This window comes from Streptomyces sp. NPDC085937 (assembly GCF_044540535.1).
In the GTDB taxonomy this organism is placed as follows: domain Bacteria; phylum Actinomycetota; class Actinomycetes; order Streptomycetales; family Streptomycetaceae; genus Streptomyces.
On the sequence record NZ_JBITSH010000014.1, the window covers coordinates 100,315 to 114,092 of the forward strand.

10 protein-coding genes and 1 riboswitch are annotated in these 13,778 nt (G+C 73.8%); of the genes, 1 reads left to right on the forward strand and 9 read right to left on the reverse strand.

The window, feature by feature from the left end:
• The first annotated feature begins 85 nt into the window (after positions 1-85).
• Positions 86-814 (forward strand): ZIP family metal transporter, encoded by a 729-nt coding sequence (locus ACIF8S_RS26425; protein ID WP_349791510.1) that lies wholly within the window; start codon positions 86-88, stop codon positions 812-814.
• Between the two features lie 17 nt (positions 815-831).
• Here ACIF8S_RS26425 and cobI read toward each other — a convergent pair whose 3' ends face one another.
• The 9 genes from cobI to ACIF8S_RS26470 all read right to left on the reverse strand — a co-directional run bounded on the left by cobI (position 832) and on the right by ACIF8S_RS26470 (position 13,682).
• Positions 832-1,563: a precorrin-2 C(20)-methyltransferase gene (gene cobI, locus ACIF8S_RS26430; RefSeq protein ID WP_400002260.1), complete on the reverse strand. Its 732-nt coding sequence runs from the start codon at positions 1,561-1,563 to the stop codon at positions 832-834.
• A complete protein-coding gene (locus ACIF8S_RS26435) occupies positions 1,560-3,068 on the reverse strand; it encodes a cobyrinate a,c-diamide synthase (protein ID WP_400002261.1) in 1,509 nt (502 codons plus the stop codon). Before ACIF8S_RS26435 ends, cobI begins: the two co-directional genes overlap by 4 nt.
• Entirely contained in the window at positions 3,062-3,661 is a 600-nt protein-coding gene (gene cobO, locus ACIF8S_RS26440) for a cob(I)yrinic acid a,c-diamide adenosyltransferase (protein WP_400002263.1), read from the reverse strand. Before cobO ends, ACIF8S_RS26435 begins: the two co-directional genes overlap by 7 nt.
• The gene (locus ACIF8S_RS26445; protein ID WP_400002265.1) at positions 3,661-5,646 is read right to left on the reverse strand and encodes a putative cobaltochelatase; all 1,986 of its coding nucleotides are present in this window, start codon (positions 5,644-5,646) and stop codon (positions 3,661-3,663) included. Before ACIF8S_RS26445 ends, cobO begins: the two co-directional genes overlap by 1 nt.
• Positions 5,643-9,323, reverse strand: coding sequence for a cobaltochelatase subunit CobN (gene cobN / locus ACIF8S_RS26450; protein ID WP_400002266.1), 3,681 nt, complete (start codon positions 9,321-9,323; stop codon positions 5,643-5,645). Before cobN ends, ACIF8S_RS26445 begins: the two co-directional genes overlap by 4 nt.
• The gene (locus tag ACIF8S_RS26455) at positions 9,320-10,831 is read right to left on the reverse strand and encodes a cobyric acid synthase (RefSeq protein WP_400002268.1); all 1,512 of its coding nucleotides are present in this window, start codon (positions 10,829-10,831) and stop codon (positions 9,320-9,322) included. The genes cobN and ACIF8S_RS26455 overlap by 4 nt, the downstream gene beginning before the upstream one ends.
• On the reverse strand, positions 10,828-11,769 hold the full coding sequence (locus ACIF8S_RS26460; RefSeq protein WP_400002270.1) for a cobalamin biosynthesis protein: 942 nt from the start codon (positions 11,767-11,769) through the stop codon (positions 10,828-10,830). The genes ACIF8S_RS26455 and ACIF8S_RS26460 overlap by 4 nt, the downstream gene beginning before the upstream one ends.
• A gap of 141 nt (positions 11,770-11,910) precedes the next feature.
• Positions 11,911-11,983: riboswitch (cobalamin riboswitch) on the reverse strand.
• Between the two features lie 195 nt (positions 11,984-12,178).
• Complete coding sequence (locus ACIF8S_RS26465; protein WP_400002272.1) at positions 12,179-12,400, reverse strand: hypothetical protein; 222 nt, start codon at positions 12,398-12,400, stop codon at positions 12,179-12,181.
• Positions 12,401-12,428: 28 nt separating this feature from the next.
• The gene (locus ACIF8S_RS26470; RefSeq protein ID WP_400002273.1) at positions 12,429-13,682 is read right to left on the reverse strand and encodes an anion permease; all 1,254 of its coding nucleotides are present in this window, start codon (positions 13,680-13,682) and stop codon (positions 12,429-12,431) included.
• Positions 13,683-13,778: the final 96 nt, after the last annotated feature.

The window sequence follows — 13,778 nt, forward strand, 5'->3', positions numbered from 1 at the left end:
CTTCCCTGCGTGCGGTCGGAAGTAGAGGTGCGGGGAGCGGCTGTCACGCGTGCGCGAGCGGCCGCTGATCGGATACGAAGAGCACATGGCGGTCCTCGTCGCGCTGGGCGCGTTCCTGATGACGCTGGCCGGCGGCTGGTCGGCACACCGTGTGACCGACCGCCGCCACCTGGTGCTGGGCCTGGCCGGCGGGCTGATGCTGGGCGTCGTCGGTCTGGAACTCCTCCCGGAGTCCCTGGAGACCGCCGGCACCGAGGTGTACGGCGTACCGGCCGCCCTGCTGCTCTTCGTCGGCGGTTTCCTGCTGGCCCACCTGGTGGAGCGCCTGCTCGCCCACCGGCAGGCCGCGCACGGCGCGGGGGAGAACCACGGCCGCACCCCCGAGGTGGGCCTCACGGCCGCGGCGGCGATGGTCGGGCACAGCGCGATGGACGGCGTGGCGATCGGCGCGGCCTTCCAGGTCGGCGGCGGCATGGGCGCCGCCGTCGCGGTCGCGGTGATCGCCCACGACTTCGCCGACGGCTTCAACACGTACACACTCGCCCACGCCTACGGCAACGCCCGCCGCCGCGCCCTCGCCATGCTGGTCGCGGACGCGGTGGCACCGGTCGCCGGCGCCGCCTCCACCCTCTTCTTCACGATCCCCGAGCCGCTGCTCGGCGGTTATCTGGGCCTGTTCGGCGGCGCGCTGCTGTACCTCGCGGCGGCCGAGATCCTGCCCGAGGCCCACCACGACCACCCGGCCCGCTCCACCTTGGTGTGCACGGTCGCCGGGGTGCTGTTCATCTGGCTGGTGGTGGGCGCCGCCCACTGACCGCCGGACCGGCCGCCTCACAGCTTGCCGCCCCGCCCGCGCGCGCGGCGCGGGGGCGCGATGAGCGTCGACAGATACGGCAAGGGCGTGCCGTCCATCTCCACCGCGGATCGCACGGACTCCTCCGGCAGCCCGAGCGCGGACCCCCACACGGCGTCGTCGAGCCGCCCGGTCTCCCGCAGCACCTCGGCGACCTCCCCGGCCTGCCGCCCGAACTTGTAGGCGACGACGGTGCCGGGCCCGGCAAGAGCCTCCTTGAGCACGGCGCTCCCGGCGGTGACCGGCACCAGCGTCAACGGCTCGGTCCCCTCGGTCAGCACGGCCCCGGACCGGGCGGCGAGGTCCTGCATGGCGGTGATCCCGGGCACGGTCTCGACCACCACCCCCGGCACGAGTTCACCGACGGTCTGCGCGAGATAGGTGAAGGTCGAATAGACGTTGGGATCCCCGATGGTCGCGAACGCCACGGAGCCGTGCTCGCGCAGCAGCCCGGCGACCCGCTCACCGGCGGCGTCCCAGGCGGCCTCCCGCCGCGCCCGGTCGGTCCGCTCGTTCAGCGCGAACACCACCCGGACGACCTTCCCGGCGGGCACGTGGTGCAGCACGGTAGCCTCGGCCCGCCCCCGCTCACCCGTGTCCATCACCGGAACGACGACGACATCGGCGGCCCGCAGCGCGTTGACGCCCTTCACCGTCACCAGCTCCGGGTCCCCGGGCCCCACGCCCACCCCGATCAGCCTGCTGCTCATGACGTCCGGCACCTCTCCACGAACCGACGGGCGACACCGGGCTCGGACGCCCAGTGGGTGTGCAGATAACTGGCGTGCACGTTCTTCTCGACGAACCCTTCGACCCGCCGCTCGGGCACCCGCAGCCCCCACGCGGGGGAGGCTCCGGCCCCCGGCTCGATGGCCGTCCGATGGAACTCGTGCCCGCGCATCCGCGTCCCGGCCGGGGCCAGCACGCTGTCGGTGACGGCCACGGCGTCCCGGTACCCGAGCGTCAGCCGCTCCGACATCCGCGCGGAGGCGTCCAGCACCCCGCACATCGGCAACCCGTCCAACTCCCGGCACAGGTAAAGCAACCCGGCACACTCAGCGGCGACGGGACGCCCGCTCGCGGCGAGCTCACCGATCTGCTTGCGCAGGGCTTCGTTGGCGGACAGCTCGGAGGCATACACCTCGGGAAACCCACCCCCGATGACAACCCCGGAGGTCCCCTCGGGCAACGCCTCGTCCCGCAGCGGATCGAACGTGACGACCTCCGCCCCGGCGGCCGTCAACAACTCGGCGTGCTCGGCATAGGAAAAGGAGAACGCGGCCCCACCGGCGAGGGCGATGACGGGCTTCTCCAGCCCGTCCGGCGCTTGAGGACAAGCGTCAAGGGCCGCCCCTCCCAGCCCGTCCGGCGTTCGAGGACGAGGCCCGCCAGGGCCGACAGGGGGGTCTGGGGGCGCAGCCCCCAGGGATGGGAAGGGAAGGGGCGGCGGGGGCGAAGAAGCCAGAGCGGCACCCGCCTCCCAGGCCGCACCAGCCAACACCCCCGCGCCCCGCGCCAACGCGACAAGCCCCTCAAGATCACACCCGCCGGCGACCAACGCCCCCATCGCCCGGACGACGTCAACAGCCAACTCCCCCCGCTCAGCCACAGGCACAAGCCCCAGATGCCGAGACGGAGTCTCCACCCCCGCCCCCCGCCGCAACACCCCCATCACGGGAACCCCGACAGCCTCCAACGCCTCCCGCAGCACAGCCTCATGCCGATCCGAAGCGACCTTGTTGAGGATCACGCCCCCGACCCGGACCTCGGGATCGAAGGTCACGAACCCATGCACCAGCGCCGCCACCGACCGCGCCTGCGCCGACGCGTCGACGACCAACACCACCGGCGCCCGCAACACCTTCGCCACCTGCGCGGTGGACGCCAGCTCCCCCTCACCCGACGCCCCGTCGAACAGCCCCATCACGCCCTCGACGACGGCGATGTCACACCCCCGCGCCCCGTGCGCGAACAACGGAGCCACCAGCTCGACCCCGCACAGATACGCGTCCAGATTCCGCCCCACCCGCCCCGTGGCGAGGGCGTGGTACCCGGGATCGATGTAGTCCGGCCCCACCTTGTGAGGCGACACGGCCATCCCGCGCGCGGACAACGCGGCCATCAACCCCGTGGCGACGGTGGTCTTCCCACTCCCCGACGCGGGCGCGGCAACGACCAACCGGGGAACGGCGCCGACGGCAGCCCCCGTCACCACTCGATCCCCCTCTGCCCCTTCTGCCCGGCGTCCATCGGATGCTTCACCTTGGACATGTCGGTCACCAGATCGGCGCACTCCACCAGCTCCGCCGGCGCGTTGCGCCCCGTGATCACGACGTGTTGCGTCCCCGGCCGCTCCCGCAGCACGGACACCACCTCGGCCGTGTCGACCCACCCCCAGTGCATGGGGTAGGCGAACTCGTCCAGCACGTACAGCCGGTACGTCTCGGCGGCCAGGTCCCGCTTGACCTGCTCCCAGCCCTCGCGCGCCTTCTCCTCGTTGTCCATCTGCGCGTCGCGCTGCACCCAGGACCAGCCCTCGCCCATCTTGTGCCAGGCGACGGACCCGCCCTCACCGGAGTCCCCGAGCACGCGCAGCGCCCGCTCCTCGCCGACCTTCCACTTCGCCGACTTGACGAACTGGAACACCCCGATCGGCCACCCCTGGTTCCAGGCCCGCAGCGCCAGCCCGAAGGCGGCGGTCGACTTGCCCTTCCCCACGCCGGTGTGCACGACGACGAGCGGACGGTTCCGCCGCTGCCGCGTCGTCAGACCGTCGTCCGGCACGACACTCGGCTGCCCCTTCGGCACTACGCGGCCCTCCTCTGCACGTCCTTGACCAGCCCGGCGATGCTGTCCGCCCGCAGCTCGTCCAAGGTCACGGCGGTCCCGCCCAGCTCACCGGCCAGCCGCCCGGCCAGCCCCAGCCGTACCGGCCCCGACTCGCAGTCCACGACCACCGAGGCGACGCCCTCCGCCGCGAACAGCCGGGCCGCCCGCGACGCCAGCGCGACCGGTTCCGGCCCCCCGGTCGCCCGCCCGTCGGTCACCACCACGACCAGCGGCCTGCGCGCCGGATCCCGCAACCGCTCCACCCGCAGCACGTCGTGCGCCTTGAGCAGTCCCGCCGCCAGCGGGGTACGCCCGCCGGTCGGCAGCGACTCGAGCCGGGCCGCCGCCGCGTCCACCGACGAGGTGGGCGGCAGGGCGACGTCGGCCGCCGATCCCCGGAAGGTCACCAGCCCCACCTTGTCCCGCCGCTGGTAGGCGTCCAGCAGCAGCGACAGCACGGCGCCCTTCACGGCGCCCATCCGCTGCCGTGCGGCCATCGACCCGGAGGCGTCCACGACGAACAGCACGAGGTTCCCCTCGCGCCCCTCCCGGGTTGCCTGCCGCAGATCGTCACGGCGCACCACCAGCCCGCGCCCCGACCGTCCCCGGGCCCGCTGATGGGGAGCGGCCGCCCGTACGGTGGCGGCCAGGTGCAGCTTGGTCAGCGTGCCCTCGGGCCGGCGCGCACCCGTCGTCCGCCCGTGCTCGGTACGCGCCCGCGACCGCCGCCCGGCGGCCCCCTCACCGATCCCGGGAACGCTCAGCACCTTGGTGCGGAAGGGCTCCGCGGCCCGCGCGGGGGACTGCTCCCCGCCGCCACCGGGCGCGGGCACACCCTCACCGCCCTCGGGCCGGGCGCCGGTGTCGTCGCCCGTGGGCCCCTCGTCCGGCTCCGGCTGCCCACCGCCCCCGCCGGGACCATCGCCGTCCCCGTCCGGGTCGGGACCGCCGTCGCCCCCGGACTCCTCCAACGTCTCGTCCAGCTTCTCCTCGTCCAGCCCCGGCGCGTCGAACGGGTTGCGCCGCCGCCGGTGGGGGAGCGCCAGCAGCGCGGCCTGCCGCACGTCCTCCGCCAGCACCTCCGTCCGCCCGGCCCACGCCGCCAGCGCGGTCGCCGTGCGCGCCATCACGATGTCGGCCCGCATGCCGTCCACCTCGAACGCCGCACAGGTCGCCGCAATCTGCCGCAGCGCCCCGTCGCCCAGCCGCACCGACGGCAGCAGCTCCCGCGCGGCGACGATCCGCTGCCGTACGGCCGCCTCCTCGCCGGCCCAGCGCGCCGCGAAGCCGGCCGGATCGTCGTCGTACGCCAGCCGCCGCCGGACGACCTCGACCCGCTGGTCCGGCTCCCGGGAGGCCGTGACCTCGACGGTCAGACCGAACCGGTCCAGCAGCTGCGGCCGCAGCTCGCCCTCCTCGGGATTCATCGTCCCGACCAGCAGGAACCGCGCCGCGTGCCGCACGGACACGCCCTCCCGCTCCACGTAGGAGGCGCCCATCGCCGCCGCGTCCAGGAGCAGGTCGACCAGGTGGTCATGGAGGAGATTCACCTCGTCCACGTACAAGATGCCCCGGTGCGCGGCGGCCAGCAGACCGGGTTCGAACGCCTTCACGCCCTCCGCCAGCGCCCGCTCGATGTCGAGCGCGCCCACCAGCCGGTCCTCGGAGGCGCCGACGGGCAGCTCGACCATGCGCGCGGGACGCGCGGCGCCGGCCGTGCCCTCGTGCGGCCCGTCCGGGCACCCCGGGTCGGGTGCGGCCGGGTCGCAGGAGAACCGGCAGCCCGGCACCACCGCGACCTCCGGCAGCAGCGCGGTGAGCGCCCGCACGGCGGTCGACTTGGCGGTGCCCTTCTCGCCGCGCACCAGCACACCGCCGACGGACGGCGACACCGCGTTCAGCAGCAGCGCGAGCCGCAGGTCGTCCTGGCCCACGACGGCCGTGAAAGGAAAGGGGGTGGTCACTGGTCGTCGCCCTCCGAGTCGCCTTCGAGGTCGCCCTCGAGTTCCAGGTAGGTGGCGCGCAGCCGCTCCAGCGTGCCGTCGTCCGGCTCCGCCCACAGCCCGCGCTCCGCCGCCTCCAGGAGCCGTTCCGTGATGCCGCGCAGCGCCCACGGATTGGACTGCTTCATGAACGCGCGGTTCTCCGGCGAGAACACGTACTCCGCGCTGAGCTTCTCGTACATCCAGTCGTCCACGACGCCGGCCGTGGCGTCGTACCCGAACAGGTAGTCCACGGTGGCCGCCATCTCGAAGGCGCCCTTGTAGCCGTGTCTGCGCATCGCCGCCATCCAGCGCGGGTTGACCACCCGCGCGCGGAACACCCGGTGCGTCTCCTCGCCCAGCGTGCGCGTCCTCACCTGGTCCGGTGTCGCCGAGTCACCCACGTACGCCTCGGGGCTCCGGCCCGTGAGGTGCCGGACCATGGCGACCATGCCGCCGTGGTACTGGAAGTAGTCGTCCGCGTCGACGAGATCGTGCTCTCTCGTGTCGACGTTCTTCGCCGCCACCGCGATCCGCCGGAACGCCGTCTCCATGTCGCCGCGCGCGGCCCGACCGTCGAGTCCGCGGCCGTAGGCGTAGCCGCCCCACACCGCGTACACCTCGGCGAGGTCGGCGTCGGAGCGCCAGTTCCGCGCGTCGATCAGCGGCAGCAGCCCCGCTCCGTACGCCCCCGGCTTGGAGCCGAAGACGCGCGCTGTGGCCCGCCGCCGGTCACCGTGCTCCGCGGTGTCCTCCTCCACGTGCGCCCGCACGTAGTTGGACCCGGCCGGCTCGTCCAGCTCCGCCACCGCCCGCACCGCGTCGTCGATCAGCCCCACCACGTGCGGGAACGCGTCCCGGAAGAACCCGGAGATGCGGACCGTGACGTCGATGCGCGGCCGGCCCAGCTCCTCCAGGGGCACGATCTCGAAACCGGTCACGCGGCGGGACGCGTCGTCCCACACCGGACGGCAGCCCAGCAGCGCCAGGATCTCGGCGATGTCGTCGCCCTGCGTGCGCATCGCGGACGTGCCCCACACCGTCAGGCCGACGGACTTCGGGTAGGCACCCGTGTCCTCCAGGTACCGCCGGACCAGCGAGTCCGCGAGGGACTGTCCGACCTCCCAACTCAGCCGCGAGGGGATCGCCTTGGGGTCGACCGAGTAGAAGTTCCGGCCGGTCGGCAGTACGTTGACCAGCCCGCGCGTCGGCGACCCCGACGGACCCGCCGGGACGTACCCGCCGTCCAGCGCGCGCAGGATGTGCCCGATCTCGTCCGTCGTCCGGGCCAGCCGGGGCACGACCTCCTCGCACGCGAACCGCAACACGGCCACCGCGTCCGGCAGTTCCGTGCCCAGCACCTCCCGCACCAGCCCCGGCACGGTGCCGGCCTCCCACGCCCGCTCCTCCATGCCCTCCGCGAGCCGCCGGCACAGCTGCTCCAGCAGGTCGATCGCGTCGGCGGCCGTACGGGACGGGCCGTCGACCAGGTCCGTCAGCTCCACCGGCGCCTTCACCGGCGCGCCCGGCTCGGCCAGCAGCTCCTTCTCCACCAGCCCGAAGTGCTCGGCGAGGCAGGCCCGCAGACCCGGCAGGGCGTTCGCGCGCCCGCCCCACACCTGCGCGGCGCGCAGCACCGCCATCACCAGGTTCACCCGCGGCTCACCGACCGGTCCGCCGCCGAGGATGTGCAGACCGTCGCGGATCTGCACGTCCTTGATCTCGCACAGGTAGCCGTCGATGTGCATGACGAACTCGTCGAACGCGTCGTCGTCCGGCTGGTCGTCCACGTGCAGGTCGTGGTGCAGTTCGGCGGCCTTCACCAGCGTCCAGATCTGCGCCCGCACGGCCGGGGCCTTCGCCGGGTCCAGGTCGGAGACCAGCGCGTACTCGTCGAGCAGCTGCTCCAGCTTCGCCAGGTCTCCGTAGGTGTCGGCGCGGGCCATCGGCGGCACCAGGTGGTCGACGACGGTGGCGTGCCCGCGCCGCTTGGCCTGGGTGCCCTCGCCGGGGTCGTTCACGATGAACGGGTAGACCAGCGGCAGGTCACCCAGCACCGCGTCCGGCGCGCACCCGGCGCCCAGCCCGAGGCCCTTGCCGGGCAGCCACTCCATCGTGCCGTGCTTGCCCATGTGGACGATGGCGTCGGCACCGAAGCCCCCCTCCGACGGTGCGGCCTCCAGCCAGCGGTAGGCGGCCAGGTAGTGGTGGGACGGCGGCATGTCGGGGTCGTGGTAGATCGCGATGGGGTTTTCCCCGAAGCCGCGCGGCGGCTGGATCATCACCACGACGTTCCCGAACCGGAGGGACGCCAGCACGATGTCCTCCCCGTCGACGTACAGAGAGCCCGGCGGCTCGCCCCACGCCTCGGTCATCGCCTCCCTCAACCCCGGCTCCCGCGTGGCGAACCAGGCCCGGTAGTCGGCCAGCGGCACCCGCGCGGGCGCGGCGGCCAGCTGCTCCTCGGTCAGCCACTCCACGTCGTGCCCGCCGGCCGCGATCAGCCGGTGGATCAGCTCGTCACCCTCGGCGGGGTGCCCCTCGACCGCGTAGCCGGCGTCCCGCAGCGCGTCCAGCACCCGCACGGCCGACGCGGGCGTGTCCAGGCCCACCGCGTTGCCGACACGCGAGTGCTTCGTCGGGTACGCGGTGAAGACCAGCGCCAGCTTCTTCTCCGCGTTCGGCTTGTGGCGCAGGGCCGCGTGCCGTACGGCGATCCCGGCGACCCGCGCGGCCCGCTCGGGGTCGGCGACGTACACCGGCACGTCGTCCGGGCCCTGCTCCTTGAAGGAGAACGGGACCGTGATCAGCCGCCCGTCGAACTCGGGGATGGCGACCTGCATGGCCGCGTCCATGGGGGAGAGGGCCGCGTCGGACTCCTCCCAGGCTCCGCGCGAGGTCGTGAGGCACAGCCCCTGCAGCACGGGCACGTTCAGCTCGGCGAGCGCGCCGACGTCCCAGGCTTCCTCCTCACCGCCCGCCGACGCCTGCGAGGCGTGGCTGCCGCCCGCCGCGAGCACGGTGGCGACCAGCGCGTCCGCCCGGCCCAGCAGCTCGTACAGCGCCGGGTCGGCGCCGCGCAGCGAACCGCAGTACACGGGCAGCGCGTTGGCGCCGCACGCCTCGATCGCGTCGCACAGGGTGTCCACGAAGGCGGTGTTGCCGCCGAGTTCGTGCGCGCGGTAGAAGAGCACGCCCACCGTCGGACGGCCCGGTACGGCGGGACGCTCGCCGTGCACACCGAACTCCGGCATCCTGCGCGGCTGTTCGAACCCCTCGCCGGTCAGCAGCACCGTGTCCGACAGGAACCGGGCCAGCTCCGCGAGGTTCTCCGGGCCGCCCTCGACGAGGTAACGCAGGGCCTCGGCCACCACGCCCGCCGGGACGCTCGACTCGGCCATCAGCTCCGCGTCCGGCACGCTCTCCCCACCGAGCAGCACCGTGGGGACGCCGGACGCCTTGAGCGCGGCCAGCCCGTCCTCCCAGGCCCGCTTGCCGCCCAGCAGCCGCACCACGGCGAGGCCGGCGCCGTCCAGCAGTGCGGGCAGTTCCTCCGCGACGTCCACGCGGGTGGGGTTGCCGATCCGGTAGGCGGCGCCGGAGGCCCGGGCCGCCAGCAGGTCCGTGTCGGCGGTCGACAACAACAACACAGTGCTCATGCGGGCGCTCCCGGGGGGATGAAGGGCAGTCCTCGTGGCGCGCCGGACTCGATGAGCCGCCACAGCGCGTCGGTGTCCGCGTGCTGTTCGATCAGGTCGCCGAGCCGGTCGAGCTGCTCCTCGCGCAGCGCGGCGAAGGAGGTGTCGGGGGCCGGCACGAAGCGGCGTCCCGCGTGCTCGGCCACCGCGCGCAGGAACGCCCGCCGGAAATCGTCCGACTCCAGCGCCCCGTGCCAGTGCGTGCCCCAGGTCGCGCCGACCCGGCACCCGTCGAGGAAGGCGTCACCGCCGAGCACGTCGGCGACGCCATGATGGATCTCGTAGCCCTCGACGCGTTCCCCGAGGGCCTCGCCGACCGGGCGCGCCAGGGTCTTCCCGCGGGCGAACCGGACCCGCACCGGCAGGACGCCGAGCCCGTCCACGCGGCCCGCGCGGCTCTCCACGTCGTCCTCGATGTGCTCGCCGAGGACCTGGAAGCCGCCGCAGACACCGAGCAGCGGCCGGCCCTCGGCGGCCCGCCGCACCAGCGCGTCCGCCAGCCCGCGCTCCCGCAGCCAGCGCAGCGCCCGGACCGTCCCGCGGGTGCCCGGCACGACCACGAGGTCCGCGTCGGTGAGTTCGTCCGGCCGGTCCACGAACCGCACCACGACGCCCGGTTCGGCGGCCAGCGCGTCCACGTCGGTGAAGTTCGACATCAGCGGCACCGCGCACACCGCGACCCGCAGCACCTCCTCACCGGCCGGCGCGGCCACCGCGGACTCCCGCACCGCGCCCCGGAGCGACACGCGGAGGCCGTCCTCCTCGTCGATGCCGAGCCCGTGCCGGAACGGCAGCACGCCGTAGGTGCGCCGTCCGGTCAGGCCGTGCAGCATCTCCAGGCCCGGCTCCAGCAGCGAGACGTCCCCGCGGAACTTGTTCACCAGGAACCCGGCGACCAGTTCCTGGTCCTCCGGGGAGAGCAGGGCGACCGTGCCGAAGAAGGAGGCGAACACGCCGCCCCGGTCGATGTCCCCGACCACGAGGACCGGCAGCCCGGCGTTGCGGGCGACGCCCATGTTCACGATGTCGGTGCGCCGCAGGTTGATCTCGGCCGGGCTCCCGGCGCCCTCGCAGATCACCGCGTCGTACTCGCTCCGCAGCCGCTCCAGGCAGTCGAGGACCGTGCCGAGGAGGCTTTCCTGACGGCCGCCGTGGTAGCCACGGGCGCTCATCTCGCCGACCGGGCGGCCCATCAGCACCACCTGGCTTGACCGGTCGCCGCCCGGCTTCAGCAGCACCGGGTTCATCAGCGCCGTCGGCTCCACCCGGCACGCCTGCGCCTGCATGGCTTGGGCGCGGCCGATCTCGGCGCCCTCACGCGTGACGAACGAGTTCAGCGACATGTTCTGCGCCTTGAACGGCGCGACCTTCACTCCTTGGCGCACCAGCCACCGGCAGATCCCGGCGGTGACCACGCTCTTGCCGGCGTCCGAGGTGGTCCCGGCGACCAGCAGTCCGCCCCCGCTCACCTCGCACGTCCCTTCCGCACACGCCGCGCGGCCACCCCGGCCGCGAGCGCCAGCCAGCCGACCCGCCGCGACAGGCGCACCGCCCGGTCGATGTCGGTGACGGCGACGGGGCGCCCTCCGCCGTTGAGGACCGGCCGGTGCTCGACCCGTCCGCCGTAGGAGAGGGTCCCGCCGAGCCGCACGCCGAGCGCGCCCGCGAAGGACGCCTCCACGGGGCCGGCGTTGGGGCTCGGATGCTTCGCCGCGTCCGCGCGCCAGGCTTGTACCGCCCCGCGCGGGTCCGGCCCGGAGAGCGCGGCGAGGACGGCCGTCAGGCGCGCGCCCGGCCAGCCGGCGACGTCGTCGAGACGGGCGGACGCCCAGCCGTAACGGCGGTACCGGGGCGACTTGTGACCCACCATCGCGTCCAGGGTGTTGACGGCCCGGAAGCCCACCAGACCCGGCACCCCGGCGACGGCGCCCCACACAAGGGCGCCCACCACGGCGTCGGAGGTGTTCTCGGCGACCGACTCCACCACGGCGCGGGCGATCCCGTCGGCGTCCAGGGCCTGCGGGTCCCGGCCGCACAGGTGCGGCAGCCGCTCCCGGGCCGCCTCGACGTCCCCGGACTCCAGCGCCCGCCCGACGGCACGCGCCTCCCGGGCCAGCGAGGTGCCGCCGACGACGGCCCAGGTGGCGACGCCGGTCAGGGCGACGGAGGCGGCGGGACTGCGGCGTACGGCGTGGGCGGCCAGGCCGGCGAGCGTGACGGCGCCGCCGACGCACACGGCGGTGTGCACCGCCCCGCGGCCCCGGTCGTCCCGCCACAGCACCCGCTCCACGGCAGCCGCGGCCCGCCCGAAAGCGGCGACCGGATGCCCGCGGCGGGGATCGCCGAGGAGCAGGTCGCCCAGGAGGCCGGCGGCGGCGCCGTACGCGAACACGCGATCGGCACCCATGGGATCAGCCGGTGACGGATCCGGAGGGAACGGCCCCGAAGGGGGGTGGGGTGTCGCTGATCGACCTCGACAGGCAGCCGCGCATGGCGATATGTCCTCACTCAGGGTGTCCGCGCCCTGGTTCGACGAGACCGGCGGCGAGAGTTCCTGGCTCCCGGGGTGGACACCCCGGTGACAGTGGCGGGACCGCGCCGGATTCGCACCGGCTTCCTCTCCTGCCGCCGTGTTGGCGGAGGCAGTCCACCACGCCCCCGGAAGGGCCGTCAACTTGCCTTTGACCTGCGGGGCTCAAGTGTGCTGAGGCCCACAGAGGGGCTCACGTGGGTGAACGGCGGCGGAGCCGCGCACGCGGAAGCGGGCGGGACGGAAGCCGGTGCTCCCGTCCCGCCCGCCGCCGCGCGACCTGTGATCAGGCCATGATCAGGTAGATGCCGTAGCCCACCGCCGCCGCGCACGCGGCGAAACAGGCGTAGGCGCCGGTGACCGCGAGGGCCGGGGACCGGCCCTCGGCGGTGGCCCGCTCGCGGCGGGACAGGCCGGAGATGCCGAGGGTGAACAGGGCCACCAGGGCCACGGTGACCACGAGGCTGACGCCGAAGACGGAGCCGAGGGCCGCCCAGTCGATTGTCATGGTGCTTCTTCCTTCGTGCCGGGCGCGGTCAGACGGTGGTGGCGGCCGACGGGGCCTGCGGGTCGGTGGCCGCGGGGGCGGGGATGGTGGCCGAGAGCTCCTCGGCCGCCGGGTTCGCCGGCGGCTGGGTCACCGCCGCGATGGCCTGCGTCACCACACCGGGGGGTTCCTCGGAGGGGGCGTCGTGGTCGTTGACGTTGGTGTGATCGACGACCTCGCGCCGGGAGATCTTCCAGATGGCCGCGCTGGAGGCGATCAGGAAGACGGCCACGACGGCGGTGCCCCAGTCGCCGAAGCCGCACACCCACTCGGCGAGCGCCGCGACGACGGCGGCCGCCGGCAGCGTCAGGCCCCAGGCGACGAACATCCGGGTGGCCGTGGACCAGCGGACCACGCCGCCCTTGCGGCCCAGGCCCGCGCCCATCACGGCACCGGAGACGGAGTGCGTCGTCGACAGCGAGAAGCCCAGGTGCGAGGAGGCCAGGATGACCGTCGCGGCGCTGGTCTGGGCGGCGAAGCCCTGCTGCGGCTGGAGGTCGGTCAGGCCCTTGCCCATGGTGCGGATGATGCGCCAGCCGCCCAGGTAGGTGCCGAGCGCGATGGCGATGCCCGCGGAGAGGATGACCCACACGGGCGGGTCGGAGTCGGGGGCGACGGCGCCGCCGGCGACCAGGGCGAGGGTGATGATGCCCATCGTCTTCTGGGCGTCGTTGGTGCCGTGGGCCAGGGAGACCAGGCCGGCGGAGGCGATCTGCCCGGCGCGGTAGCCCTTCTCGGAGGCCTTGCCGTCGATGTTCCGGCCCATCCGGTAGGTGAGCCGGGTGGCCAGCAGCGCGGCGACGCCGGCCACCAGCGGGGCGGCGATCGCGGGGATGAGGACCTTGGTGACCAGCACGTCGCCGTGGACCGCGCCGAAGCCGGCGGAGGCGACCGTGGCGCCGATCAGACCGCCCATGAGGGCGTGCGAGGAACTGGACGGCAGGCCCACCAGCCAGGTCAGGAGGTTCCAGAGGATCGCGCCGACCAACGCGGCGAAGATGACCTCGGGACGGATGCCGGCCTCGTCGACGAGGCCCTTGGAGATCGTGTTCGCGACCTCCACCGAGAGGAATGCGCCGACAAGGTTCAGCACGGCGGACATGGCCACCGCGACCTTGGGCTTGAGCGCACCGGTCGAAATGGTCGTTGCCATCGCGTTCGCGGTGTCGTGGAAACCGTTCGTGAAATCGAACGCGAGTGCGGTTACCACCACAATCGCGAGGATCAGCGAGAAGCTTTCCATTTACCCAGGCAATCGTTCGAGGTCATTGGCTGGTCGAACGTAGGTAACCAGGGTGAACGGAAGATGAACTGGAATGGGCATCGTGGTGACCGTAAG